Here is a 25,223-nt window from a genome sequence, read left to right as displayed (position 1 = left end):
ACTTCGGCTTAGCGAGCTCCGCGTGGCATACGTTGATCCATGCCTATTTTATCCGCCCAGATCTTGGCGGCAGCTTGCTGCGCTAAAGGTCGGGCACTGGTTGTCTGGCTAGCTGCTGCTTTTTTCTTCGCTGCAGTTTTAGCCGCCGGCTTAGCTACCGCTTTAGCTGGTTTGGCTGGGGCTTTGGCTGTGCCATAACTCTGTGCCAGCTCTGCCAGCTCTGCCAGGCGAATATTTTTACCGCCATCGACACTGAACCAGCCTGGCTTTTGCTCCAACTGTGGCGCTTTACCAAAAGCAGCCTGATAAGCAGCAGTGAACTCAGCGATGACTTGGTCTTTATCCAGTTTACTCATTGACTCTTCCTGTTGTTTATAGAATAGGGTGCTGATTAGTTATACAACATTCACTGCTTTCTGACAAATTTGCTCCTTTGTCGGCTCAGTCGGGGCTGTTAGAATAGGTTGGATTAAAGGAGGACGTTATGGTGACCATTCATCGTCAGCAGCTGCTGTCATTACTAAGCAGCAAGTTGGCCCCGCAGCTGGTACAAGATTACTGCCCAAATGGGTTGCAAGTAGAAGGGAAAGCCGAGATTGGTAAAATTGTAACCGGTGTAACGGCTTCTCAAGCCTTGATTGATGCTGCGATAGCCGCTGGCGCAGATGCTATTCTGGTACATCATGGCTATTTCTGGAAAGGGGAAGCTGCCTGCATTACCGGGATGAAAAAAAGACGCATGCAATCTTTGTTACAGCATGATATTAATCTCTTTGCTTATCATTTGCCGCTGGATGTGCACCCGGAGCTTGGCAACAACGCACAACTGGCAGCGTTGCTTGGCATTGAGAAAGCGCAGGCTCTGCTCAGTGTTCAGCCTGAAGGCATCGTTATGCAGGGGCGTTACCCGACAGCAAGGCCCTTGAGTGAGATTGTTGCAGCGTTGCAAGATGCGTTGGGACGAACTGTACTGAGTCATAGTGCCGGCCCGCACCTGGTTCAGCAAGTTGCATGGTGCAGTGGCGGGGGGCAGGGCTACATTGATGCAGCGGCTGCTGACGGAGCTGAGCTTTTTATCAGTGGTGAAGTCTCGGAGCAAACCATTCATAGTTCACGCGAGCAAGGTATTCACTTTATTGCTGCGGGCCATCATGCAACCGAGCGCTATGGTGTGAAAGCGTTGGGGCAGTGGCTGGCTAATGAAACCAAGGTGGCCGTCGAGTTTATTGATATACCGAATCCGGCTTAAGGATCTTCCGGATCCCACCACAGCTTAAAGCTTTGTTGCCAAAGGCCCAGGTATTCATACTGAGCTAATGTCAGGGTGCGGATACCATGAGGGGACGGCAGATAACCAGTGATGCCGTGTTCTCCGGCTGCGCGTCGCACCTGGTAATGGGTTGGTGCGGCTGTCACTTCAGCACCATAGTAGTCAAACCAACGCATTGAACGGGGCATATGCATGGCGGATGTAACCAGCACATTCTGTTGATCGACGATGTAAGGTGCAATGGCGGCTGCTTCTTGCTGGGTATTGGTTGGCTCTGTTAAGCGCAGAATTTTTCGGGCATCCACACCCAAAGCAACTGCTAACTCTGCCGAAATCTGCGTATGGCTTTTGCGATGGGCAGGCAACTGACCACTGAGTATTAAACGTGCCTGTGGCTGCTGATGCCAGAGGACCAATGCCTCTGTTAATCGGCCCAGTGAGCAATCGGCAAGCTGGCTGCTCAGTGGCAATGCACTGAAATCACTGTGGTAGCATCCAAGTACAATGATATTATCGATGGCCGCCGTTGATTGATAGGCAGGATAGCGCATTTCCAGTTGAGCGGCCAGACGCTCAGTGATGGCACTGCTGCTGCCAAGCCAAAGACTAAGAATGGCTGGTAAAAGAAGCCAGAGACCGGCTTTTTTCTTGCGTATACAAAGGATGGCAGCGCACACCAACCAAAGCATCAGTAAAGGTAAGGGCATTAACAAGGTTTTCAGCAAAGGATCCATCAGGCCGTCCATGAAGAAAAATAGCGATCGTAATTTTGACAGCATTGCGGATAAATTCCAACGCAACATTTATCAGACCAGTAAGGGGCAGTTGCGGCAGCAGGTGTTGTTGCGGGATTTGTTGGAGCTGCCTGAGATGCAGCAACCACAGCAACTGCTGGATGTTGGTGCCGGGCAAGGCCAGTTGGCATTGACGCTGGCCAGCCATGGTCATCAGTTGTTGCTAACCGATATTTCCGCTGAGATGCTGGCTGTGGCCGAAAAAAATGCGCAAGAGCTGGGAGTGGCTGCCCAGATCCAATGCCAACAAAGCAGCTTGCAGCAGTTGTCTGAGCACAGTCAAACCTATGCGGTTGTGTTGTGCCATGCCATGCTGGAGTGGTTGGCAGAGCCCCAGCAGGCTATCAGCTGTTTAAAGCAGTTGGTTGCTCCGGGCGGTATTTTGTCGTTAATGTTTTACAATCTGGATGCCAAACGTTTTGGCAACCTGATTTATGGCAACTTTGATTATGTGGTGGCAGGGCTTAAACAGCGGAAAACAGTGTCGCTTAGCCCACAGCACCCGCTGGTGCCGGCGGATGTGCTGGCCTGGTGCGAAGCTGCAGGGTTTCAGTTACTCAGCAAAACCGGGGTCCGCTGTTTTCATGACTATTTGCGCCAGCCTGCCATGCAGCAAAGCCACTATCAGCAGCTGCTGGAGCTTGAGCTTGCGTACAACCGGCAGGAGCCTTATGCCTCACTGGGCAAGTACATACACCTGTTGCTGCGGGCAGTCTAAGTTTAGTTAAACTCAAAGCGATACAGCAAATCGACCGACTGCTCCAGTCCGGTAACACTTTCCAGGTACAGATTGCGCATCAGTCGGTAACGCAGGGTAAATTCACCGAAAGGTTCAAAAATACCCACGCCATATTTGACCTGCAGATTGCGGGTGAGATAACCACTAACCGTGACTTGCGATTGATCACCGCTGCCTGCGGTATCCAATGCCAGATCCTGCACGCCGAATGCTTCACCTATACTGCCAACTAATTTAGAGCTGGAGGCAAGGCCAAGCCCTATCAGGCTGGTGGTGACCGGGTTGGCACCACTGCCGGATTCGCTATCCAGGTTTCGGCCAAGCAGCAGATACGAGGTGGCATTGGCCTGCGCCATCGCTGGCTCGGAAAAGATCTGCAAGTTTGGTTCATCTGCCGGTCCATTTACTCGGATGCCGGCAATGACATCGTCTTCAATGTTGTCTGGGTTACGAATGGCTTCCAGGTTTAGAAAGGGCTGGTCGGCTGGCCCATTAAACAAGATCTGGCCACGCCGGATCTGCAGATCCTGCCCATACGAGCGAAAAGTACCATCAACCAGATTGAGCTCACCATAGAGCCGCGGCTGATTGCTTTCCTGTCGTACCTGCAGATTGCCCCGAATATGGCTACGTAAACCGAAAGCGGCGAAGCGTACTTCATCTCCAAAGCGGATACGGATATCACTGTGAATTGGAAAGGGGCGGCTATCACTGCTGTCTGTCAGGGGCTCAAAGTGTTCATTGACCATGACTTCATCACGGGAGACGCTGACAGCAGCATCAGGCAAGCTGTCAATCACCAGACGCGCCCATGGGATATCAATAGCACCAGTCAGTAAAGCGCGCTCCGGGGTGGCGGTTAATTGCAAATCTGGCTGCAGTCGCATACGGCCAAGAGGCATCTGCACCGACAAGGGATCGCCTTGCACCTTTAATGTCGCTTGCCAGGCTGCAAGATCGGCCCACTGGCTATCGCCTTGCATCCGAAGCTGTCCCTGAGGCGTCTGGATAAAGCCTTGCAGCACAGCACTGTCGTTTTTAAACTGAATAGCGACCTCACCGCGCTCTACGTCAATAGGTGAAAGCTGGCCCCGTACAGACAAGTCTCCAATGGTCAGATGGCCGGTAACTTCAGGTTGCAGCAAAGGCCCTTGTATCTGGATATGGCTGTTGAGCATAGCGGTTAATTGGCTGTACTCATCCAGTAAGGGTTGTAAAAACTCAAAGCTGAATTGATCTATATGCAATTCCGCCATTAGTTGGCGATCATTGCCAGATAGTTCTGTTAATTGCAATTGGCCGTGCATGGCACCTTGCTCTGTCACTGCTAGCTGCCAGTCCAACTCGAGTAAATCTTGCTGCAGGCGAGCTTGCAACTGAAGGTTGCTCCAGGGTAATTGAATGGGATGATCCAAGTGATAACCGGCGATACCCTGCGCACTGGAGACTTGTACTTCCGCTTGCAGGGGGCTGTCGGCACGCCAGTTAATATGGCTTTCTGCCTGAAGCTGGCCACTTAGTTCTGCATAAAGTGGTAGCCAGGGTTCCAGCCAACTGAGCTCAAATGCATGGAGTGCTAAACTGATATCAGCCCGCTCTGCCGTCAGCTCACTGTCTTCTTGCAAGCAAAGGCTGGCATCTTGCCGAAGCCAGCAGTGGGCACCAATCAACAGTTGTTGCTCCATCGGTTGCAGTTGCAATGCCATGGCATGCTGCAACTGCCATGAACCAAGCTCAGTATCCAGACGGGCAGATTGCCAAAATCCTGACCAGCTTAGCTGCTCACGATCAAAACGTCCGCTTAAGTGCATCTGGGCGCTCAGGGGCTTGCCAGCCAGTGTCAGCTGCAAGTGGTGATCGAGTTCATTACCCTCAAGTTGCAAGCTGGCACTATCCAGCGAGAACTGATCAAAGGATGCTTGTGCCAGCTCAAGCTGCAAGCTGGACTGGATGGGTTCACCGGCATCGATACTGCCACTAAGCTGAGCTAACCCCAGCTGAAACTCATTTTGCCAGCGGATATCGGTTGCTGTCAGCTCAAGCTCTGCTACCGGAGCCATGCGTGGGCCGGATAACAGGATGTGACTGTGAATTTGTCCCTCGGCATCAGGTAAGGAGTCAGCTAAATCATCGATCATCAACTGGGCAGTCATTTGCCATTGCTCAGTTAAGCGGCCCTGAAGTTCCAGCCGGTTTTGACCATGATGAACACGAAGTGGCAAAGCGCTTAGTTCGATAGCACCAGAGCCATCAAGATCTTGCAGTTGCAACTGACCATCCAGTCGCAAGGGGAATTGCCGCAACCAACCCGACAGTTGCATATCCGGGATGCGCAATTGCCAGCCTTGCTCTGCTGTGAGCTGACCTTCAATACGGCTGCTGCCAAACAACAGCCCCTGGTAGTCTGGCCAATGCTGTCCCGGGTCCAACTGTTCAAATTGCCACTGACTTTGCCAGTTGAGTAAGGATGCAAAATTTAGCTCACCACTGCCATGGATTTTGCCACCGAGGGTGCCAAGCGTTAAACGTTCAATGCGCAGTTGCTCTTTGTCGAGCTCGGCAGTCAGTGCCAGGCTGGCATCCGGTATGTCCTGGCCGGTCAGCATGGTTGTGAGCTGAGTTGTTAGCTGTTGCAGGTTACCATCTGCATCCAATCGGCTGTTACTGAGTTGATACTGCGCAGCTGCATTCAGCGGCCATTGCAAATGTTCGCTGCGCAGCTGCAAAGATAATGGCATATGTTCTTGCATAAGGTTGAGTTCAGCACTGGCAACGGCGGTCAGGGCCCCATCGACAGCTGCTTGTATCTGCAAAGAGCTTAGGTCCCCGGTTATGGCAAGGGTTGCTTGTGTCGCACTTTGCACTATATCGTGATGATACAGACGCAGGCTGGCATCCAGCGGATACTGATGTTGTGGTTGTACGGTCAGTTGAGCATTGAGTTCCAATGCGTCATGCTGCAGAGTAAGATCAATCAGTTGTAGCTGGCGCCTGTCAACCAGTAAGCCAAACTGAAGGTGTTGCAACAGCAGCTCCTGGTTCAGCGACAGTTGATGCAGTTGAAACTCAACCATATCCAGTTGCAGAGGAAACTGGACAGCCGGAAGCTGTAAGCCAGCCCAGTGAAGCGCCTGGTCTGCTTCAGGATCTTCTTGCGTCTCACTGACAATAGCCAGGCCATGCAGTTGTGTGGGCTGGATAACCAGGCGGTTGCCCCAAAAGTCAAAACCGCTTTGAAAATGCTCCAGCCGCAGATGAAGCTCTGGCATGTGCAGCTCGACAGCATGGAGCTGTAAGTCCCGAATGCCTACCGGTAATGGGTTCCAAATAGCCGGAAAGTTTAAATCCAGCGTTTCGTTGCCTGGCTCGGCTTCACTGGTGGCCAGCTCAATACGAACACCGTCTAACTGTAACTGGTTGACACAGAGGCTAAGGCTGAACAGGCAGGGGATATGATTGTCCAGGCTTAGCTGCTCAATCTCGATAGAAAACTGCTCTTGTTCGAACTGTAGTTGATGCAGGGTGAAGCCATTCAACAGGTTGCCCTGCACACTTGCAATACGCAGTTCAGGCACCAGATATTCAATCAGCCAAATATTAAAACGTAGTCCCGGCTGGCTAAAAGCCAATACAGCAGTTAACAGTACAAACAGCAAGATGCTGTACCAGAAGCCTTTATTTAAGCGGAGTAACCATTTCATAGCTCAGGGCCCAAAGAAAAGTGCAGTTGGAACTGCCGTGATTTATCTGAATCATGATCCAGGCCCCAGGCAAAATCCAGCCGCACCGGGCCGACAGGGGAGGCCCAGCGCACCCCAAAACCAATACCTCGTTTCCAGTCAGGATCTCGGCTCCAGGAGCTGCCATAGTCTGCAAAGGTCGCCAGCCACCAGTTCCCGCTTACCCGGTACTGGTATTCGGCGCTGCCGGTGACCATATAACGGCCTCCCAGCAAGCGGTCTTCATCATCCAGCGGCGCTACGCGCTCATAGCCATAGCCACGGATACTGCCGTCGCCACCCGCAAAAAAGCGCAGGCTGGGGGGCAGGGCCGTGGCCTCTTCCAGCAAGATGGCACCGGCATCCAGCCGGGTTACTATGCGGTGATCTGTGCCAAAGCTGTTGATGTAATTGGCTCTGCTGCGTAAACGAATAAAGCGGCTGTCCGAGCCCCAGGCTCTGTCGGACGTTTCTACTGAAAACAACAGCCTGTCACCTCGGGTTGGCATCATGCCGCCCTGGCTACGGCTGCGGGTAAAGCTGATACCAGGCATCCAGAGATTACTGCGGTCTTCTTGCTCTGCCTGGGTAAACTCAGAATAGAGCCAGCGAATGGACAGGGTGCGGTACCATTGATTGCTTAGCAGCCAGTGTCGCTCAGCGGCCAGCGTATAATCCTGTCCCTTGCCATCTCTGTTGTCAAAATTCTTAATACCGGTTTGAAACTGATAAAAGTCCTGCGCCACGTTGCGCAGTGGGAGGCGGTAAGACGACTCCAGGCTCTGTTCAACCCTTGATACCGCCAGTCGATTATTCAGGCTATGACCCCGGTCATTGAGCCAGGGCCTGTCCCAGTTGGCTTTTAAGCGCGCTCCCTGTACGTCCGCGTAACCCACCCCCAGCTCTACATTGTTACGGGTTCTGGGCTCCAATTGCACATGCAAAGGCACAATGCCTTCCCCGCGCTCAAGCGATTCGCTATCAGGCTCAATCAAAATGGAGCCAAACCAGTTGGTATTGGCAATGGCCTGGTTAAATTCGCCAAGCTGGCTGGCAAGGTAGGGATCGCCGCTTTGGAACGGGATAAGCGAATAGAGGCGTTGCTCCTGTATCTGCGAACCACTAAAGCGAACATCACCAAAGCGGTAGCGTGGGCCACTGTCAAAGTGTAGTTGCAATTGGGCTTGCTTGAGTGCTTCAGATACAGCCAGTTGAGTTCGGGTAAAATCGGCGTCAAAATAGCCCTTACGCAGACTTAGGTTGGCCAGGTTTGTTTTCAGTTGCTCGTATTGGCCATGATGAACGGCATCACCGCTATTAGGTGCTAACCGTTGTTTAAGACGGATAAAGTCCGGGTCATCCGCGGCTTCCCCTATGATTTGCACGTCCACCTTTTGGTAACTGGTAACCGGGCCTTGTGCAATGGTCATCACCAAAATACTGCCGCGCGCCTGCCGCTGCACGGTAAAATCAATGCTGGGGTGATAGTAACCAAGCGCCCTTAATGCGGTTCTTGCCTCTTGCTCCAGCCGGGCTTGAAAGCGCAGCGACGTTGAAACATCGCCATTGGCATAGTTTGCCAGGTAGAGCTCCACATTGTCTTTGACCGCTCCGGATATTCCCTGAATTTGCAGGCGGGTTTGGTCTGCGAAGGCTGAGACCGGCAGCAGCATGAGCAGTAAGATGGCAAGGGCGAATTGTCGAATCAAAGGGATCACAAAAAAGTAGTTCCTACACAAAAAAGAAAACCCAAAGCTGCACTTGCTTTGTGTGTGTCATGGCTATTATGGCCTATGCGACTGCTCACTGTATAGTGACGTGGTTGAATGGGGTATGAATAAAGCCGATGAGGATTATCATGGCTCCTGCTCAGACGGCCAGATAGCTATTGATTTTTAGAGATGATCTGGGTAGAGTAGCGCCGTCCATCGAATTCGATAGACCAGAAGAGGCGCGTTGTTCAGGTAGCCTGTGTCAGATGTCTGTTCATCGCAGCACAGGGGAGGGGAACATCGCCGAGGAGCGTACGGTACAGAACGTATGGCTTCGGTTGCCAGGGCTGAATCCCTGGGACTGTCACCTGAACCCTGGTGGAGAGCTTCTGGCCTTTGTGTACTGCTAAACAGCGCGCTTGTTTTTGCTGCCTGCCTGTTTCCGTTGTTATCAAATGCCGTGCTCTGCTTATTGTTGCTGCATAAGGAGAGATCCATGTCTGAACTCATCGTTGCTAAATTTGGTGGCACCAGTGTCGCCGACTTCCCGGCCATGTCCCGTTGTGCCGATATTGTGCTGGCCGATCCCCGTATTCGGGTGGTGGTGGTCAGTGCCAGTGCGGGTGTTACCAATCAACTCGTCGCCATTGCCCAACAAACCGAATTGCATGCCCGTTTTACGGCCTACACCGATATCGAGCGCATTACCATGGCGGTGTTGCAGGCGCTGCAGCACCCGGAAGCAGTGGCAGCACAAATTGATTTGCTGTTATCCGAGCTGCGCCAGCTGATTGAACAAGCCGGCCCGGTTTTTAGTGTACAGCAAAAAGACGAGTTGCTGTCCTTTGGCGAGCGGTTAAGTTCGGTGTTGTTCACTCAGGTATTGGCCGAGCGTGATGCGGCTGTGGCCTGTTTCGACAGCCGGCTGGTGATGCGGACCGACAGTCACTTTGGTAAAGCGGAGCCCCAGGTTGAGGCCATCCGTGCCTTGTGTCAGCAGCAGCTTCAACCGCTGTTGGCCAGCGAGCGACTGGTGATGCAGGGTTTTATTGGTGCCGATGCTCAGGGGCAAACCACAACGCTGGGACGGGGCGGCTCCGATTACAGCGCCGCTTTGCTGGGCGAAGCCCTGGATGCGACTGTGGTGCAAATCTGGACTGATGTGGTCGGGATTTTTACCACTGATCCCCGATTAACCGAGCAAGCGCGTTGCATCCGCGAAATCAGCTTCGATGAAGCTGCGGAAATGGCGACCTTTGGTGCCAAAGTGCTGCACCCGGCTACCTTGTTGCCCGCTGTGCGGCAGAATATCCGGGTTTTTGTTGGCTCCAGCCGTGAACCGCAAGCCGGTGGTACCTGGATTGCCCGTGAGGTTACTGAGCGTCCGGCTTACCGCGCCATTGCTCTGCGTAAATCACAAACGCTGATCACGGTGAAAAGCCCGGCCATGTTGCATGCCGCAGGCTTTTTAACCCGGGTGTTTGATGTGCTAAGCCGTCATCATATTTCGGTGGATTTGGTCACCACTTCAGAAATCAGTGTGGCCCTTACTTTGGATGAAGCCCCAGGCAGTGCCTTTGACAGCTTAACGGAAACCGCCATTGAGGAGCTGCGCCAGTTGGGGGATGTTCAAGTGGAGCATGGCTTGAGTCTGGTGGCCGTGATTGGCAATCATTTGCACAGCAGCCGCGGCATTACCGGTGAGTTGTTCCAGGCGCTGGAAGGGGTGAATATGCGGATGGTTTGCCACGGTGCCTCCAAGCACAATCTGTGCTTTTTGGTGCAGGATGCCGATGCCAGTCCGGTGGTGAAACAATTGCATCAGAGCCTATTTGCGGTTTAACGCTAACTCAGGGAGCCGAAGGCTCCCTGAGTGCTGATTATTGGCAACTGCCACAACAGATGCCGTCACCATGGGCTGGCTGAATAAATAAGATCTCGTTCTCCAGCAAAATGTGCTCCATCAGATCCTCTTTTAACTCGCGCAGCCCCAGATACAGGGCGGTCCAGGTGTTGCAGGCGCCTTGCGGCAAACAAATGCCATCGGTGAGCTGATCCAGTTTTTCCAGCTCGTCACCGTGCTGTAAATGCTCTTGTTGCATCACATAAATGGGGCCTGCCGGGTAGATGCCCTGACGCAGCATCGGAAACAGGATTTGCTCTTCTTTTTGCATATGGCTTTCCAGCTCCTGCAGCATCGCATTCAGATGATCGGCCAGGCCAGTCGGGCAGTCCGGGCTGTCGCCATGTACGTGTTCAACCCGGCGCGCCAGCCGGATCAACTCCGGCAACTGCTGGCGGTGTTTGTCGTGGTAGCGCTGCAAAATGTAGTCAATCAACTCATGGGCCGGGGCCTGCCGCCAGTCTTTTGCCAGTGGCTTTTGCTGCAGCGCCTCCAAAGCTGCCAGCACCGGGCCTGTTTCCAGCCCCCGCTTTTGCAGGGCTTCGGCCAGGCTTAGCTGTCCGCCGCAGCAAAAATCCAGTTTGTACTGATGAAACACCCGGGTGGCACCACTGATTTGGGTGGCCAGTTTGCCAAGAGGTTGGGTTAGTAATTGCATGGGTACTCCTGCTATCGATTGGGTTGTCAGCTTGTTACTTGCTACTTGCTAAGAGCAAGGGCCATGCCAGCAACTACCACCTTTGATTCCTATAGCTTTTTCGGGCTGCATGGTATATTGCACCCTAAAGCAAATGGTGAAATTAACCCTGAGTGGTGAAAATGACGGTATTACCAACCATCATACTGGCCGATCTGGTGACCGAGTTGCCGGCACCGGTCCGGCTGCAGCGGCTGGTCAGCAATCTGATGGCTGAGTTTGGCTGCGGCGCTGTGGTGTTGCTCCAAAAGCAGCAGGATTATTTAAAGCCGGTTGCGATGCAAGGGCTGGCTCGCGAAGCGCTGGGCCGGCACTTTGTGGTGGCGCATCATCCAAGGTTAGCGACCATTATGGCCAGCCGGCAACCGGTTCGGTTTGCACCGGACTCCAGCCTGGCCGATCCCTACGATGGCTTGCTGGATGCTCAGCCGGAGCAGCCCTTGGCGGTGCATGATTGCATGGGCATGAGTTTGTTTGTGGAAGGCGAATGCTGGGGCGCCATTACCCTGGATGCGCTACAAGCCGGCACCTTTGATGCGGCCAGTGAAGCGCGCTTGCAGCACTACAGCTTTTTAATCGAGGCCATTATCCGGGTCTGTCGGCTGGAGCGGGACAACCGGGTGCTGCGGCAAAGCCGCAGCGACAGCGAGCCCCGACTTGTCGCCAGCCAGGCAGATAGCGGTATCATTGGTCAGAGCAAAGCCCTGCAGCAGGTGTTGCGACAGCTCGATGTGGTGGCCGACTCCGAGCTGCCGGTACTGCTGCTCGGCGAAACCGGTACCGGCAAAGAGCTCTTTGCCAGACGCTTGCACCAGTTATCTCCCCGCAGCAAAAAGCCGCTGGTGTACATCAACTGCGCGGCCTTGCCGGAAACCCTGGCCGAAAGTGAGCTGTTTGGTCATGTCAAAGGGGCGTTTTCCGGTGCCGGCCAGGACAGGGCCGGGCGTTTTGAGGCTGCCGATGGTGGTACCTTGTTTTTGGATGAAGTGGGTGAGTTGCCACTATCCATTCAGGCCAAACTGCTGCGGGTGCTGCAAAACGGCGAAGTGCAGCGCCTTGGCACCGACAAGCCCTGCCAGGTCAATGTCCGTATTGTCGCGGCCACCAACCGTCAACTGGCCGAGCGGGTGCAACAGGGTGAGTTTCGGGCCGACTTGTACCACCGGCTGTCGGTTTATCCACTGCCTATTCCGCCGCTGCGCGAGCGTGAGCTGGATATTTTGCTGTTGGCTGGTCATTTTCTGGAGCAAAACCGGGTGCGGCTGGGATTTCGTAGCCTGCGTTTTGCGCCGGAGGCGGAGCAATTACTGCTGCAGTACCACTGGCCGGGCAATGTGCGCGAGCTGGAGCATGTACTGAGCCGGGCAGCCATTCAGGCGCTTAGTCAGGGCGCCAGCCGACAAGACATTGTGACGCTGCAGGCCGACTGGCTGGGGCTGGCTGATGCTCAGCAACCCGCCGTCACGGCGACAACAGAGGCGGCAGCTACAGCCGACTTGAACGGTTTAACACTAAAACAAACAGTCTTGAACGGTTTGACGATGAAACAAACAGTCTTGAACGGTTTAACGATGAAACAAGCCGTACAATGCACCCAGCGCCAACTGATCCAGGAAGCTTTGCAGCAACATCAGCAGTGCTGGGCCGATGCGGCCCGTAGCTTAGGGGTGGATGCCAGCAATTTGCACAAACTGGCGCAAAAGCTGGGCCTGAAAGCGAGCCGGGGGCACCCATGAGTACTGTTAAGGCCTGGCACTGGTTAAAGGTATTGCTTTGGCGCTTGCTGGCTATTAAAGCCTTGCTGCTGGGGCTGCTTGGGATCCCATTGCCAGGCCTGCCCACCGTGCCTTTTTTATTGCTGTCGGCCTGGGCTGCGGGCAAAGGCTGGCCGACGCTGGAGCTGTGGTTGCTGCAGCACCCGCGTTATGGCCCGCCTATTTTAGCCTGGCGTCAGCACGGCGCTGTATCACGCCGTGCCAAATGGCTGGCCAGTCTGATGATGACTGGCTCGGTGCTGCTGATGTGGTTTTCGGCGGCCCCTGTGCTGTTAAAAATTATTCTGCCACCCTTTTTAGCCGCTGTAGCCACCTGGTTATGGCTGCGTCCAGAGCCGGTATCGGTCAATCCGATGGAGAAACCCCATGACCAAAGCACGTAGAGAAGCGCTTAAAGAACTGACCACCGCACAAAGCCTGCGCTACAGCCGCCATCTGATGCTGCCGGCGATGGATTTTGCCGGCCAGGAGGCCTTACTGGCCTCGCGGGTTTTGCAAATTGGTGTCGGTGGTCTTGGCTGCGCAGCGGCACCTTATCTGGTTGCCAGCGGCATCGGCGCTTTAACCCTGGTGGATGATGATACGATTGATAGCAGCAATCTGCAGCGGCAGATCCTATTTCGTGAAAGTGATTTGGGCCAGTCTAAAGCCGAGGTGGCGCTGCGTCATCTAAGCGGTATGAACCCGGATACTCAGCTGAGTGCTCTTACCCGGCGATTCGAGCAACAGGAGCTGCAGACGATGCTGGCCGATTACGATTTGGTGCTTGATTGCAGCGACAACCTGGCCACCCGCAATGCCATCAATGCAGCCTGCTTTGCTACGGGCACGCCGCTGGTATCCGGTGCGGCCATCCGGCTGGAAGGCCAGGTGATCAGTTTCCCGATGGATGGCAAGCACGCCTGCTATCAGTGCTTAAGCCAGTTGTTTGGCGAGCAGCAACTCAGCTGCATGGAATCGGGCGTGTTATCGCCTTTGGTGGGCGTGATTGGCAGCATGCAGGCGCTGGAAGCCATTAAAATTGTGGCCGGCGTGGGCGAACCCGGCTATGGCCGGCTGCACTTGTTTGATGCGCTGCAAGGACAATGGCAGTCGTTTCAGCTACCGGCAGATCCCCATTGCGCGGTCTGTGGCCAGGGGGCTGGTGCCAGTTAGGGCTAAGCTGCTGGCCCGGATCAGGCTTTAGCATGAACAGCCAGCTGAGGCAGCACTTCGGTTTGCACCTGATGCAGCAAGCGGTAGGCGTCGCTGATGCTGCAATCCTGATGATCCTGTTTTTTGTAGCCGAGACTGGTTAGCTCCAGATGGTAGGTCGGTACTATGTCGTGCTGCGCCAGGGTTTGACGCACACAATTGAGTGGGCAACCATCAATGGCCAGGATTGGCCGGCCGGATTGCGCTACTTTGAGCAACTGTTTGACATGGCCGCCCACCCCGGCAATGCAGGACATCTGGGCCAGCCCCTGGCGATCCAGTACTACGGCCAAATCATTGGCCAACTGGGCGACATTGGAGCAGCCGGAACAGGCATAGACCAGGGGTTGTTGTGTTAAGTCGAGTTCTGTTGTTGCCATGCGTGGTGTTCCCATTTTTTTAGTCGGAAACTTCAGTGTAGGCAGCCACAGCAGCAAAAGTTTGATGTGCATCAAAGATGCGAAGCCCTTACCCCATCAGAGGTAAGGGCTCCGTGGTGTACTTACCCCGGCCGGCCATCGGCTCTTGGCGTAGTGAGTACCGGCCAGTACACTAGGCAGTAACAGCCAAACGCCAGCACCCAGCCGCCAATGGCCAGTTGGTACCAATACAGCGCAAAACCCGGCAGCCACTGCGCCAGTACCCGCAGCAGAACGGCAGCAATCAGCAGCACAAAAGCCGCCGCCATCACCGGCTTGGGTTGCAGCATACGGCCGGTATGGCCCAGTGAGACCCGCGCTATCATCGCCAGGATCATCACCCCCATGGCACCCGCCGTCAGCGCATGAATGGCGGTGCTTTGGCTAACCGCCAGACCAGCGGCTTTGGCAGCGAACAGCGCCAGCCCAACAGGAATAAAGTAACAGGCGATATGCAGCGACCAGAGCAAGGGCACCCGAAAGGTCAGCCAGATTTTGACCCGCAGCAGTCGCCACAAGCAGAGCAAAGAGGCCGTTGCATACAGCAGCGCCATCAGGTTGGCCGGTAGCCAGCTGACCAGCAGCACAAAGTGCAGCGCAAAGATCAGCCAGAGTGCGCCAAGGGCGGCGTTATCCAGCCAGGGTTTGGCTTCGATGCGCGGTGTTTGGGTGCCATTGGCGGTAAACATCGGCAGCACCCGGCCAGAGACGATGGCCATCACCAGGGTAATCAACCAGATGGTATTCAGCATGCCGTGTTGGCTGTACAGCGGCTGGTCCAAAATGACCCCTGCGTGCATCAGCGCATTGCAGGCGGTCAGTAGCAGCAGTACCGGCACAAAAAACAGATTACGGCTTTGGCCGGCTTTCAGCAGGATGCGGCCAAACAGCAGCGCCGCCAGAGGTAAAAAAGCCAGATCAACCGCCGCCACCAGCACGCCGGGCAGTGAACCACCCAACAGCATCAGGGCCCTGGCGGCCAGCCATACCAGGGTAAGCCAGAGCAGGGGACCGCCATGGGTAGCACGCAGGCCGGTCCAGTTTTGTACCGCGGTCAGCAAAAAGCCGACAATAATAGCGGCGACAAAACCAAACAGCATTTCGTGCTGGTGCCAGAACAGTAAATCGCCATAAGGCTGCAGGGTAATTAGACCGCTGAGCGCCAGCCCCCACAGCAGCATGGCCAGCAAGCTAAACAGGGCACCGAATAAAAACAGTGGCCGAAAGGCCTGGCGCAGCAGGGGTTTTAACGCTTCTTCCTGCTGTACATCAGTGATTTGCATCGTCGTTGTCCTCAAAAAAGTTACTGGCAAGAGCTGCCTGCAGTTGTTTTTGCACTTGCTCGCTGCGAATGGCAAAAAACATCATGGTCATGCACAGTGCCAATACGGCGTACAGCACCATAAAGCTGGCACTGGCAATGCCAAGCGCATCCTGAGCGGCACCAAAGGCAATCGGCAGGGTGCAGCCACCCAAAGCGCCAATGGTGGCGATAATGCCACCGACCGAGCCCATCTGCTGCGGGTAATGATCGTGGGTAATTTTCAGCACACTGGCGCGGCCAAAGCCCTGGGCCACGCCGATGACAAAAATCAGCGCGGTAAAAAGCCAGAGATTGATTTCAATGGTCAGCTCGACATCACGTTCCAGCCCATGAATGGTCATGGTGGTGGGCGGGTAGCTCAAGAAGAACAGGCAGACCAAGCAGACCCAGAACACGCTCCAGTTGACGGCGCGGCCACCGTAGCGATCGGCAAACCAGCCGCCCAGTGCCCGGGCCATGCTGGAGGTGGTGACAAAAAACAGCGTAAAAGCCATCGCCTGCTGCAGATCGAGCTGGTAGGCCTGCATGTAGTACTGCGGTAGCCAGAGGATCAGCGCCAAAAAACTGCCAAACACAAAATAATAATAGAGGCCAAACCGCCAGACCTGGGAGTGACGCAGCGGCTTGAGCTGTTCGCGCCAGGGGGGCTGATAGCTTTGCACATAGGCTGGCAACCTGGGAGCAAAACCAGCAAACAGCAACAGCATAAACAGCAAGCCAGCGGCATAGGCCGGCCCGGTCCAGCTCCAGCCCTGCCAGTACACCAACAAGGGCAGTAGAATCAGCGAAATAGCAGCACCGGCATTGCCAGCACCAAAAATACCCAGCGCCAGGCCCTGCTGCTCGCGACTAAACCAGTCGGTGACATAGCGAATGCCAAAGGTAAAAGACACGCCACTGACGCCAATCCAGAGCCCAAGCCAGAGAAAGCCCTGAAAACTGCCAATCAACGGCAGCAGCAACAGCGCCGGTATCGTCAGCGCCATTTGCCACAGCCACAAAGTGCGGGCGCTTTGGTACTCCGACAGAATACCCAGCGGAAAGCGCAGCAAAGCGCCGGACAAGATCGGAGCCGACAGCAAAATACCCAGCTCGGTACCGGTTAAGTCCAGCTTGTCCTGAAAATCGATGGCCAGCACCGCATACAGGGTCCAGACCGAGAAATTGGCAGCAAAGGCCAGGGTCGCCATGGTCAGGGCGCGCCAGGCATGGGGCAAGGTCGCATTCATAGCATAAGGCTCATCTGGCTGTGGTTCCCGCGTTGGGTGATCCTTGTCATGATACCCGGCTTTTATCCGGCTTGCCCGGCTCCCAGGGAATACCCCGAAGAAGCTTTGACCGATGCGCGGCCAGCTGCGGCTACTCCGTTGGGGGTAGGGGGTTCAGTGGTGAGCGGTGCTGGCGCTTGCGTGCCGTTATCACCAAGGGGGTAACCCGGCTTTTCCTTGTAATTTCAATGGTTTTTCCTGTTGATGCAGATCAAGTTATGCTCTGGCAAAGGCGCAGACACTGGCGCCAGGAATTGTCCTTTCACACCCGAGGTGAGTTATGTCTGACACTGGCAGTCTGAATCTGCTGCGATTCAGCGACCCGAAAATTAAAACTTTGCACCTGACCTGGTTTGCGTTCTTTTTAACCTTTGCGGTCTGGTTTGCCCATGCGCCTTTGCTGTCGTCGATCCAGGCCAGTTTAAGCCTGACCGATGCGCAAATTCGCGCTCTGTTGATTTTAAACGTGGCCATCACCATACCGGCGCGAATTGTTGTGGGGATGCTGGTTGATAAATATGGCCCGCGTATTATCTATTCCGGCTTGCTGATTATCTCGGCCTTTTTGTGTATTGGCTTTGCCTTTGCCAACACCTACACCAGTCTGGCAATTTTTCGTTTCTTGCTGGGGTTTGTCGGTGCTGGTTTTGTGATTGGTATTCGCCTGGTCAGTGAATGGTTTCCGGCCCATCAGGTGGGCACGGCAGAAGGCATTTACGGAGGCTGGGGCAACTTTGGCTCGGCCGCTGCGGCCATGCTGCTGCCCACCATTGCTTTGATGTATGGTGGCGACGATGGCTGGCGCTACGCCATTGCCAGTGTCGGTGTGGTGTGTGGCCTCTACGGCCTGGTGTTTTACAAGTACGCCCGCAATACCCCCAAGGGCTCGATTTACTTCAAGCCAAAGAAAACCGGGGCGATGGAAGTCACTAGCTGGGGCGATCTCTGGTTGTTGATTGCGATGAACATCCCGATGTACCTGGCACTCGGGATCCTGGCCTGGCGCTTATCGCCGGCCGGTGTGAACCTGTTTGATGAGAGCTGGATGTATATTTTCCTCGGCGTCCTGGTGGTGCTCTTTATCTTCCAGACCCAGCAAACCTGGCGCATCAATGCCGAGCATTTGCGCGAAGGGGTGCCGGAAATGCAGAAGTACTCCTTTAAACAAGTTGGTATTTTGAATGTGGCTTATTTTGCTACCTTCGGCTCGGAGCTGGCGGTGGTGTCAATGCTGCCGCTGTTTTTCCTGCAAACCTTTGAAGGTTTAACGCCGGTGACAGCGGGCTTATTGGCATCTGGCTTTGCCTTTATGAACCTGGTATCGCGGCCAATGGGCGGTTGGTTCTCGGATAAATTCGGCCGTCGTCGCAGCATGCTGGTGTTGATTGCCGGTTTGGCGGTGGGGTATTTCCTGATGGGGCTGATTGACAGCTACTGGTGGATCCCGTTGGCGGTGCTGGTGACCATGGCCTGTTCGTTCTTTGTACAGGCCGGTGAGGGCGCAGTTTTTTCGATGATCCCGCTGATCAAACGCAGCATGACTGGCCAGATCGCCGGTATGGCCGGCGCTTACGGCAATGTTGGCGCTGTGGTCTATTTGACCGTGCTCAGCTTTGTTAGCTACAGTACCTTCTTCTTTGTGATTGCGGCTTCGGCGCTGGTGGGGCTGGTGGCGATTCTGTTCCTGGACAATCCGAAAGGCCATATCACCGAAGTGCTGCCGGATGGTACCGTTCACACCATCGACGTTGGCCATAAATAACGGGGATTGTATTGAGCGCACCGCTGCTGCAACTGACCATCGCCGCCAGCTCGGAAGCTGGCGGCAAAACCGGCAACGAGGATGCGGTCTGCTGGCAGCTGCCGGACGATCCTTACCTGCGTACCTACAAAGGGGCGGTGCTGGCACTGGCCGATGGGGTCAGCAGTGCTGAAGCCGGTCGCGAGGCCAGCCAGACTGCCGTCACTTCTTTTGTGCAGGATTACCTCAATACCCCCGATACCTGGTCGGTGCGCCAAAGCGCCGAGCAGGTGCTATCCACCATCAACTTGCGGCTGTACCGCCGCAGCCATGCCTTTGCCAATGAGCTGAAAGGCCATTTGTGTACTTTCAGTGCCCTGGTACTGAAATCCCATACCGCGTATTTTTTTCATGTTGGTGACAGCCGCATCTGGCACTGCCGAGGCAGCCAGCTCAGCCAGCTTAGCACCGATCACAGCACGGTATTGCAGGACAAACGGCAGTTTCTGGCGCGCGCGCTTGGCATGAGCAACCAGTTGCAACTGGACGCAGGCCGTCAGCAGCTGCAGCCAGGGGATTGGTTTGTGCTGAGCAGCGATGGCCTGCACGACTTTGTGACTGAGCAGCAATTGCTGGAGCAACTGCTTAGCGACAGCAGTGCCGAGCAAAAAGTGCAGGCACTGACTGAGCTGGCGCTTCGCCAGGGCTCGGATGACAATATTTCCATTGTATTGGCCCGGGTAGAGGCACTGCCCGCCGAGAGCATCGACGATTACAACGAGCGCTTAACCCGGCTGCCGTTTCCGCCGGTGCTGGCCCCCGGGATGAAAGTGGATGGCTACCGCATCGAGCGCGAGCTCTATGCCAGTGAGCGCAGCCATCTGTATCTGGTAACCGATACTGACACGGAAAAGAGCCTGATTTTAAAATGCCCGTCGGTCAACTACAGCGACGATCCCAATTACATTGACCGCTTTATCCGCGAGGAGTGGATTGGTAGCCGTATTCAAAGCCCGTATGTGGTCAAAGTGATCCGGCAAAGCCGGCCGCGCAGTTTTTTGTACTATCTGATGGAATACGTGCAGGGCCAGAGCCTGGAGCAGTGGCTTACGCAGCAGCAGCCGGTCAAACCCGGCCGGGCCATCAAGCTGGTAGAACAAATCGCCAAAGGCTTACAGGCATTTCATGATTGCGAGGCCATTCATCAGGATCTGAAGCCGGGCAATATCCTGGTGACGGCCGATGATCAGGTCAAAATCGTCGATTTTGGCTCGGTCTTTGTTGCCGGGGTGGCCGAGATTTTTGTGCCGCTGGAGCACGAAGCCGCGCTTGGCACCGCCAGTTATTCCGATCCTTTGTACCTGCAAGGCCACAATTCCGGCATTCAGGGCGATGTCTATTCGCTGGCCACCATCTGCTACGAGCTTTTTACCGGCCAGTTGCCTTATGGCAGTAAAATCGAAGATTGCCGCACCGCCAGTGACTTTGATCGCCTGCGCTATATCCCGGCCCGCGAGCACAACCCACGCATTCCGCTGTGGTTCGACCGGGCGCTGGAAAAAGGTGTGGCTTTTGACCTGCAGCAGCGTTACACCACACTGCAGAGCCTGCTGCGCGATTTAAAACAGCCCAACCCGGACTTTTTACGCGAAGAAGTCAAACGCAACACCCGCACCAGCAGCCTGCTGTTCTGGCAGCTGCTGTCCGGCTTTTGGTTTATTACCTTGCTGCTGGTGATTTGGTTGTTTTTGTTGCAGCGTTAAGGTGGCAGTTCCTACCTAAAAGCGCCACCAGCCAGAGCACTCCCAAAATGAACTGTATGAGTAACCAGGTGTTGTATCTGAGTTTTATTTCAACAACTCGCGGGTTTATTTCTTGTATTTTGCTGTAACAAAAAACATGGCAGAAAAAATCCCTTGATTTACATTTAGATGCAGGCTTAGACTGGAAAGATTGAACAACTCAAAGGACGTTTTGGCTGCAACTTGCGGGTTCTTGTCCTTTGAATAAGCTGTTATGCATCAGGACGAGTATGAGCACTAAGCCAATTCTCGAGAGTGATTTCTACCACGACGGAAGAGGCCCTGAGCTTCAAAGAGTTGTATGGAAACTAAGGGGGACGGTCCTCGTCGGCTTCGAGTATTTCAATCCTGACGATAAATATGTCCCTGACAACTTGAGGCACCTGGTGTTAGAAGGTGTTGAGGCATATAGCATGGCCTCGGAAGAGGTGCATGGTAGTATCCTAGCCACTGGAGAAAGCCGAGCAGCGATATTTGAAGTTGTGAATTCCACGTGGTTGGCCTCACTAAATCAATCGCACCTTTCTGAGTGCAAGCACTATCAGGTGATGTTCTACGACGAAGTCTTCGATTTGGTATGTAGGGGCATAAAGTCAGGCGCGGGGCCTATCAATGCATAACAATCGCAGGCACGGCGACGCCTTTTCCATTGCGGCTTCGCCTCCATTCCAAAGCCGCGCATGCTGCGGGCGTTATATTTTTTAGAAAGTATGAGGGAACATATGAAATGTGCATTAATTTATGATTTTGATGGTACTTTAGCTGAAGGAGACTGTGCGCAACATGGTTTAATGACGTCGCTAGGCATCAATGATGTTGCATCTTTTTGGAAGGAAGTGAAGAGTAGAGCTCAAAATGATGATGGTGATGAGATTCTTGCTTATCTTGGCTTGTTAGCCGAAAAAGCAAATCAATTAGCGTCGGATGAATTGAGTAACGATAACTTAATAAAGCATGGTAAATGCATCCCACTCTTCCCTGGTGTCGATACTTGGTTTGACAGAATTAATGAGTATGGAAAACTACATGGGTTAGATATTGAGCATTACATTATTTCAAGCGGTTTAGATGCAATGATTCAGGGTACAGTAATTGGTTCAAAATTTCGTAAAATATACGCCTGTAAATATCATTATTCTATAGATGGTCAGAAAGCAATTTGGCCAGCGCAAGCAATTAATTACACTACAAAGACTCAGTTTTTGTTTCGAATAAATAAAGGGATCGACAACTCTTGGGATAATGCAGCTGTTAATAAATTTGTCGAACCAAATGAACGAACTATACCATTTCAGAAAATGATATATTTTGGTGATGGTGATACTGACATTCCATCAATGAAAATGGTTAGATATCAAGGTGGATTCTCATTGGCTGTGTTTGACCAAAAGAAATGGAGTGATTCTAGCACTCAAATTAAAGTAGAAAAGCTCATTGCTGAGGAGCGAGCAAATTATGTTGTACCAGCTGTTTACGAAGAGGGTAGCCAACTTGATGTAACAGTAAAAGGCCTATTACAACTATTTAAGCGAAAAAAAATATAACACATATGAGCCCACTCGGAGTCAATATGAGTGATGGGGGTCAAATCTTGACTATTGAGTGATGAAGTGATGGGGGTCAAATCTAGTGAGTGATGGGGGTCAAATCTTGACTATTGCGAAGTCGCTTTGGCTGGTCTAAATTTTTACCATGACAAGACCGCTGCGAATTGAATACGACAATGCTTACTACCATGTGATGAACCGTGGCAGAGGGCGACAATGGATACCAATGAGTGCCTGCTGATTTCTGGTGATGAAGGTGATGGGGTCAAATCTTGACTATTGCGAAGTTACTTTGGCTGGTCTAAATTTTTACCATGACAAGACCGCTGCGAATTGAATACGACAATGCTTACTACCATGTGATGAACCGTGGCAGGGGGCGGCAATGGATATTTCACGATAGCCGTTACTATCATGCATTTCTGGAATGCCTCGAGCAGGCGTGCCGACGATTTAAAGTTGAAATCCATGCTTATTGCCTGATGGGGAATCATTATCACCTCCTTATCAAGACACCCAAAGGCAATCTGAGTCGAGCGATGCGCCATATTAATGGCGTTTACACGCAAAAGTACAATTACCTTAAGAGAACCGACGGTGCGTTATTTCGTGGGCGCTATAAAGCAATTTTGATTGAGGCTTCCAGCTATTTACTCGAAGTCAGTCGCTATATTCATCGTAACCCGGTAGAGAGCAAAAAGCCTTTGGTGGCAGATTTGCTGGACTATCCGTGGTCCAGCTATCCGGCCTATTTGAACAAAGCACCTTGTCCGGAGTGGTTGGTAAAAGACACGGTATTCGGCGACTTGGGTGCTAAACCTTCCGAGCCAGCCTATCAAGGGTTTGTGGAGCAAGGGCTGGATGAGGAGACTCGTAAGTTCTATGACAAAGGCCATTGGCCCGCTGTGCGTGGTAGTGGCGAATTTGTTGAAGCCGCGTATGCTCAAGCTTTGAGTTATGGTCTGGAAATTGAGAAGCATCCGCTGAAAGATTATCTTTCTATGGATACTATTGTCCAAATCGTAGCCGAATATTACCAGATCACGCCACAAAGCCTGTTAAAAGCCAAGCGAGGCATCAAATCAAAAAACCTTCCCCGCTGGATAGCGATGAAATTGTGCCAGGATCTGTCAGGAGAGCGATTGCCAGCGATTGCTAAGTACTTCAATGTTGATCATTACAGTACGGTTTCAAGAACGGTGCGACGATTGAACGATGAGCTTGAAGTGAATGGAGCTTTGGTTGGGGAATTTGATGAGTTAAATAGTAAAAGTCAAGATTTGACCCCCTAGATACTTGACCCCCTAGATACTAGTCTTCTTAGACTTGACCCGCTCCTTTTTATCGGTACGGGTAGCAATCTATCGTTGTTAGCGGCAACTTTTTTCCGATCTATAGCCTGCCAGGCAGATGGCATTATTTGTCCATTAGCACGCCTCTAATCGGCATGGCTATGATTTGATAAGGAAATAACCCTCTTTTCCCAATACCTAAGATGCTGGCACATGCTTTGCGTATAAACACATAAGTTAGAGTAGGGTGACTACAATGAAAATTGACGCGGGAAATAACTACTTTCTTAACAGCCAGCAGACTAACTCGCTTGCTACCACCAATAATACTGCAGCACGTGCAGCCACACTAAATATCAGCAACACATCCAGCTCGGAAGTTGCTGAGACTATGCGGGTCGATTTCAGTAACATGACAATTCAGCAGATGCGGAGCTGGGTTAACGATCAAATCCGTAACGGGGAAATATCTCTTGATGACAGTAGGGCTTTTATGGCGATGGGCATCAGAATCCCAGTTAACCTTGGTGCTAATCATGAGCTGCTTGCAACGAATGATAGTGAGCGCTTTAACTTTATACAAAAAGCCCATGACGGAGTGCAGGCAGCACTTTCCCGCAACGATAATGAAACGCTCAAGATGCTGGAATCAGCGATATTGATCATGGATAAACATCAAGGAAAAACAATGGGTATTGATGCCCGTGCATAACAAAGGCCGGAGTGCCGGCCTTACGAAGTCACATTTGATGTGCAGAGCAAAGTATTACACAGATATGGCGTTCCACTTGAGTGGAAAAACGGCAGGCCGTTACACGTTAACCATCTGGCCAAAAAAAACGAAGATGCGTTGGCTGATTTTGAGCACTCTCAGGAGCTGTCAGCAAATGGCTCAGAAGATAGCAACAGGAGAGCAAGAATCCCCCATGAGCAACTTGCAAGTAATTCTAGAATCGCTCGCTAAGTGTGTTAGGCAGCATGGCGCTTAACTGAAACAATGCCATGCTTGCTGGTTTGAACCTTTGCGAAATCAGGGTTTGGTTAGGCTAACTTTTTGGGTCTCATAGGCCGCAGGATGCCTCGTGTGAAAAGTCTGCATCAGGGCTGATCGTAGTGCCCCCCAATAGCGAAAATATAAATGGACTTGTCGTCAAACCGATAAATCAAACGATCTTTTTGTGATATCCGCTTGGACCAAAGACCTGTGAGGTTGTGTTTAAGTGGTTCTGGCTTCCCTAAACCTGAAGCAGGGTTGTTTGAGCGCAGCATTTCTTTCAGTAATTTACATAAAGCCTTGTGCAATGCTTTGTCCTTCTGGCGCATGGCTTCGTACGCTTCCCAGGTATTGCCTTCAAATACCAGTGATCTCATCCATTTGCTCTGCAGTTGGTGTATAACCTTGGCAACCGTTGTGGGTTTCAAGAGAAGCTGCAATCTGTTGCATCAGGCTCTGGCTTTGAAGCACATGAAGCGTTTCTTGTTCGCGCTCCCAGTCGTCGGCGCTCATCACAACAAAGGCCTCTCCGGCTCGTCGAGTCACCTTGAGCGGTTCATGCCGGTCAATCACTTGCTCGACAACGCTCTTTAGGTTGTCTCTGAATTTGTTTACACTGATTGTATCCACAACGGCACCTTGATGTACGGATTTTCCGTACAAGTATACGTCAAGTTCCCTAGCAAGACCAATCACAGCGATAGCTTTTTCGTAGCTTCGCTGTCAATTTAAAGCTGTGCGTTGACAGGTTTTATGCAGTTTAAGGAATTCCGATATGGCATTCAGTGAATCAGAAAAAGCAGCGTTGCTCCAAGTGAAGGGGGTAGGGCCTACGGTGGTAAAACGCTTTGAGGAAATCGGTATACATTCATTTGCTGAGTTAGCGCGCTATGAGCCCAAAGACATTGCGGAAAGAGTGGCGTCTATGCTCAGAACTACCTGCTGGAAGAATAGTCCTCAGGCCTTGTCGGCAGTACAGTCGGCAATAGACAGGGCAAGGCAAGGCTTGTAAAGGCAGGGTACCGCTTGGTTT

Annotated in this window: 22 protein-coding genes and 1 riboswitch; of the genes, 12 read left to right on the top strand and 10 right to left on the bottom strand. The window is 52.9% G+C overall.

From position 1 onward, the window contains the following. Nucleotides 1–8: 8 nt before the first annotated feature. Entirely contained in the window at nt 9–356 is a 348-nt protein-coding gene (locus tag ABC502_RS09690; protein ID WP_345915750.1) for a hypothetical protein, read from the bottom strand. A gap of 128 nt (nt 357–484) precedes the next feature. Here ABC502_RS09690 and ABC502_RS09685 point away from each other — a divergent pair, with 128 nt between their 5' ends. Further along, the gene (locus ABC502_RS09685) at nt 485–1,249 is read left to right on the top strand and encodes a Nif3-like dinuclear metal center hexameric protein (protein WP_345915749.1); all 765 of its coding nucleotides are present in this window, start codon (nt 485–487) and stop codon (nt 1,247–1,249) included. On the opposite strand, the gene ABC502_RS09680 is transcribed toward ABC502_RS09685, so the two are convergent. Next, nucleotides 1,246–2,004, bottom strand: coding sequence for an ElyC/SanA/YdcF family protein (locus ABC502_RS09680; protein ID WP_345915748.1), 759 nt, complete (start codon nt 2,002–2,004; stop codon nt 1,246–1,248). The two genes, ABC502_RS09685 and ABC502_RS09680, sit on opposite strands and share 4 nt — an antisense overlap. Nucleotides 2,005–2,014: 10 nt before the next feature. Between ABC502_RS09680 and ABC502_RS09675 the strand changes: the two genes are divergently transcribed. Further along, complete coding sequence (locus ABC502_RS09675) at nt 2,015–2,782, top strand: methyltransferase domain-containing protein (RefSeq protein WP_345915747.1); 768 nt, start codon at nt 2,015–2,017, stop codon at nt 2,780–2,782. Nucleotides 2,783–2,784: 2 nt separating this feature from the next. Here the strand turns inward: ABC502_RS09675 and ABC502_RS09670 are convergent, their stop codons facing one another. Beyond that, nucleotides 2,785–6,504: a translocation/assembly module TamB domain-containing protein gene (locus tag ABC502_RS09670; RefSeq protein WP_345915746.1), complete on the bottom strand. Its 3,720-nt coding sequence runs from the start codon at nt 6,502–6,504 to the stop codon at nt 2,785–2,787. Beyond that, nucleotides 6,501–8,240, bottom strand: a complete 1,740-nt coding sequence (locus ABC502_RS09665; protein WP_345915745.1) for an autotransporter assembly complex family protein — start codon at nt 8,238–8,240, stop codon at nt 6,501–6,503. The genes ABC502_RS09670 and ABC502_RS09665 overlap by 4 nt, the downstream gene beginning before the upstream one ends. 220 nt (nt 8,241–8,460) lie before the next feature. Beyond that, a riboswitch (Lysine riboswitch) is annotated at nt 8,461–8,631 on the top strand. Between the two features lie 99 nt (nt 8,632–8,730). Here ABC502_RS09665 and lysC point away from each other — a divergent pair. Next, entirely contained in the window at nt 8,731–10,077 is a 1,347-nt protein-coding gene (gene lysC / locus ABC502_RS09660) for a lysine-sensitive aspartokinase 3 (protein ID WP_330089301.1), read from the top strand. Nucleotides 10,078–10,114: 37 nt separating this feature from the next. Here the strand turns inward: lysC and ytfE are convergent, their stop codons facing one another. Continuing rightward, on the bottom strand, nt 10,115–10,795 hold the full coding sequence (gene ytfE, locus ABC502_RS09655; RefSeq protein ID WP_345915744.1) for an iron-sulfur cluster repair protein YtfE: 681 nt from the start codon (nt 10,793–10,795) through the stop codon (nt 10,115–10,117). 161 nt (nt 10,796–10,956) lie between these two features. Here ytfE and norR point away from each other — a divergent pair, with 161 nt between their 5' ends. Genes norR through moeB form a run of 3 tightly spaced genes read left to right on the top strand, consistent with a single transcriptional unit; the run spans nt 10,957 to nt 13,764 of the window. Then, nucleotides 10,957–12,570 carry a nitric oxide reductase transcriptional regulator NorR gene (gene norR / locus ABC502_RS09650; RefSeq protein ID WP_345915743.1) on the top strand — a complete coding sequence of 538 codons (1,614 nt, stop codon included), beginning with the start codon at nt 10,957–10,959 and terminating at the stop codon, nt 12,568–12,570. After that, a complete protein-coding gene (locus tag ABC502_RS09645; RefSeq protein WP_345915742.1) occupies nt 12,567–12,992 on the top strand; it encodes a YbaN family protein in 426 nt (141 codons plus the stop codon). The genes norR and ABC502_RS09645 overlap by 4 nt, the downstream gene beginning before the upstream one ends. Further along, nucleotides 12,976–13,764: a molybdopterin-synthase adenylyltransferase MoeB gene (moeB, locus tag ABC502_RS09640; RefSeq protein ID WP_345915741.1), complete on the top strand. Its 789-nt coding sequence runs from the start codon at nt 12,976–12,978 to the stop codon at nt 13,762–13,764. Before ABC502_RS09645 ends, moeB begins: the two co-directional genes overlap by 17 nt. A 20-nt stretch (nt 13,765–13,784) precedes the next feature. On the opposite strand, the gene ABC502_RS09635 is transcribed toward moeB, so the two are convergent. The 3 genes from ABC502_RS09635 to ABC502_RS09625 form a co-directional block, all read right to left on the bottom strand. Next, a complete protein-coding gene (locus ABC502_RS09635; protein ID WP_345915740.1) occupies nt 13,785–14,183 on the bottom strand; it encodes a putative zinc-binding protein in 399 nt (132 codons plus the stop codon). A 122-nt stretch (nt 14,184–14,305) separates the two neighbouring features. Then, entirely contained in the window at nt 14,306–15,505 is a 1,200-nt protein-coding gene (locus ABC502_RS09630) for an NnrS family protein (RefSeq protein ID WP_345915739.1), read from the bottom strand. Then, nucleotides 15,492–16,775, bottom strand: a complete 1,284-nt coding sequence (locus ABC502_RS09625) for an MFS transporter (RefSeq protein WP_345915738.1) — start codon at nt 16,773–16,775, stop codon at nt 15,492–15,494. Before ABC502_RS09625 ends, ABC502_RS09630 begins: the two co-directional genes overlap by 14 nt. Before the next feature lie 319 nt (nt 16,776–17,094). Between ABC502_RS09625 and ABC502_RS09620 the strand changes: the two genes are divergently transcribed. The 5 genes from ABC502_RS09620 to ABC502_RS09600 all read left to right on the top strand — a co-directional run bounded on the left by ABC502_RS09620 (nt 17,095) and on the right by ABC502_RS09600 (nt 23,908). Further along, nucleotides 17,095–18,576, top strand: a complete 1,482-nt coding sequence (locus ABC502_RS09620) for a NarK family nitrate/nitrite MFS transporter (RefSeq protein WP_345915737.1) — start codon at nt 17,095–17,097, stop codon at nt 18,574–18,576. An 11-nt stretch (nt 18,577–18,587) separates the two neighbouring features. Further along, complete coding sequence (locus tag ABC502_RS09615; RefSeq protein WP_345915736.1) at nt 18,588–20,318, top strand: protein kinase; 1,731 nt, start codon at nt 18,588–18,590, stop codon at nt 20,316–20,318. Between the two features lie 761 nt (nt 20,319–21,079). Next, the gene (locus ABC502_RS09610; RefSeq protein ID WP_345915735.1) at nt 21,080–21,901 is read left to right on the top strand and encodes a haloacid dehalogenase-like hydrolase; all 822 of its coding nucleotides are present in this window, start codon (nt 21,080–21,082) and stop codon (nt 21,899–21,901) included. A gap of 317 nt (nt 21,902–22,218) precedes the next feature. Next, nucleotides 22,219–23,196 (top strand): transposase, encoded by a 978-nt coding sequence (locus ABC502_RS09605; RefSeq protein ID WP_345915734.1) that lies wholly within the window; start codon nt 22,219–22,221, stop codon nt 23,194–23,196. A gap of 256 nt (nt 23,197–23,452) precedes the next feature. Further along, nucleotides 23,453–23,908 (top strand): hypothetical protein, encoded by a 456-nt coding sequence (locus ABC502_RS09600; RefSeq protein WP_345915733.1) that lies wholly within the window; start codon nt 23,453–23,455, stop codon nt 23,906–23,908. A 386-nt stretch (nt 23,909–24,294) separates the two neighbouring features. Here ABC502_RS09600 and ABC502_RS09595 read toward each other — a convergent pair whose 3' ends face one another. Both ABC502_RS09595 and ABC502_RS09590 read right to left on the bottom strand, forming a co-directional pair. Continuing rightward, nucleotides 24,295–24,567, bottom strand: coding sequence for a Txe/YoeB family addiction module toxin (locus ABC502_RS09595; RefSeq protein ID WP_345915732.1), 273 nt, complete (start codon nt 24,565–24,567; stop codon nt 24,295–24,297). Further along, nucleotides 24,548–24,820: a type II toxin-antitoxin system Phd/YefM family antitoxin gene (locus ABC502_RS09590; protein ID WP_345915731.1), complete on the bottom strand. Its 273-nt coding sequence runs from the start codon at nt 24,818–24,820 to the stop codon at nt 24,548–24,550. The genes ABC502_RS09595 and ABC502_RS09590 overlap by 20 nt, the downstream gene beginning before the upstream one ends. A 145-nt stretch (nt 24,821–24,965) precedes the next feature. On the opposite strand from ABC502_RS09590, the gene ABC502_RS09585 reads away from it, so the two are divergent. Further along, nucleotides 24,966–25,202 (top strand): helix-hairpin-helix domain-containing protein, encoded by a 237-nt coding sequence (locus ABC502_RS09585; protein ID WP_330086842.1) that lies wholly within the window; start codon nt 24,966–24,968, stop codon nt 25,200–25,202. The last annotated feature ends 21 nt before the right edge of the window (nt 25,203–25,223 follow it).

It is taken from the genome of Alkalimonas sp. NCh-2, from assembly GCF_039631345.1.
Lineage (GTDB): Bacteria > Pseudomonadota > Gammaproteobacteria > Enterobacterales > Alteromonadaceae > Alkalimonas > Alkalimonas mucilaginosa.
The sequence above is the reverse complement of the archived record's forward strand: the minus strand, read 5'-3'. Positions and strand labels throughout refer to the sequence as shown.

Excerpts from the sequence above, each read along its gene's own strand:
- ABC502_RS09690 (WP_345915750.1), bottom strand. The coding sequence starts at position 356 with ATGAGTAAACTGGATAAAGACCAAGTCATCGCTGAGTTCACTGCTGCT.
- ABC502_RS09685 (WP_345915749.1), top strand. The coding sequence starts at position 485 with ATGGTGACCATTCATCGTCAGCAGCTGCTGTCATTACTAAGCAGCAAG.
- ABC502_RS09680 (WP_345915748.1), bottom strand. The coding sequence starts at position 2,004 with ATGGATCCTTTGCTGAAAACCTTGTTAATGCCCTTACCTTTACTGATG.
- ABC502_RS09675 (WP_345915747.1), top strand. The coding sequence starts at position 2,015 with ATGAAGAAAAATAGCGATCGTAATTTTGACAGCATTGCGGATAAATTC.
- ABC502_RS09670 (WP_345915746.1), bottom strand. The coding sequence starts at position 6,504 with ATGAAATGGTTACTCCGCTTAAATAAAGGCTTCTGGTACAGCATCTTG.
- lysC (WP_330089301.1), top strand. The coding sequence starts at position 8,731 with ATGTCTGAACTCATCGTTGCTAAATTTGGTGGCACCAGTGTCGCCGAC.
- ytfE (WP_345915744.1), bottom strand. The coding sequence starts at position 10,795 with ATGCAATTACTAACCCAACCTCTTGGCAAACTGGCCACCCAAATCAGT.
- norR (WP_345915743.1), top strand. The coding sequence starts at position 10,957 with ATGACGGTATTACCAACCATCATACTGGCCGATCTGGTGACCGAGTTG.
- ABC502_RS09645 (WP_345915742.1), top strand. The coding sequence starts at position 12,567 with ATGAGTACTGTTAAGGCCTGGCACTGGTTAAAGGTATTGCTTTGGCGC.
- moeB (WP_345915741.1), top strand. The coding sequence starts at position 12,976 with ATGACCAAAGCACGTAGAGAAGCGCTTAAAGAACTGACCACCGCACAA.
- ABC502_RS09635 (WP_345915740.1), bottom strand. The coding sequence starts at position 14,183 with ATGGCAACAACAGAACTCGACTTAACACAACAACCCCTGGTCTATGCC.
- ABC502_RS09630 (WP_345915739.1), bottom strand. The coding sequence starts at position 15,505 with ATGCAAATCACTGATGTACAGCAGGAAGAAGCGTTAAAACCCCTGCTG.
- ABC502_RS09625 (WP_345915738.1), bottom strand. The coding sequence starts at position 16,775 with ATGAATGCGACCTTGCCCCATGCCTGGCGCGCCCTGACCATGGCGACC.
- ABC502_RS09620 (WP_345915737.1), top strand. The coding sequence starts at position 17,095 with ATGTCTGACACTGGCAGTCTGAATCTGCTGCGATTCAGCGACCCGAAA.
- ABC502_RS09610 (WP_345915735.1), top strand. The coding sequence starts at position 21,080 with ATGAAATGTGCATTAATTTATGATTTTGATGGTACTTTAGCTGAAGGA.
- ABC502_RS09605 (WP_345915734.1), top strand. The coding sequence starts at position 22,219 with ATGACAAGACCGCTGCGAATTGAATACGACAATGCTTACTACCATGTG.
- ABC502_RS09600 (WP_345915733.1), top strand. The coding sequence starts at position 23,453 with ATGAAAATTGACGCGGGAAATAACTACTTTCTTAACAGCCAGCAGACT.
- ABC502_RS09595 (WP_345915732.1), bottom strand. The coding sequence starts at position 24,567 with ATGAGATCACTGGTATTTGAAGGCAATACCTGGGAAGCGTACGAAGCC.
- ABC502_RS09585 (WP_330086842.1), top strand. The coding sequence starts at position 24,966 with ATGGCATTCAGTGAATCAGAAAAAGCAGCGTTGCTCCAAGTGAAGGGG.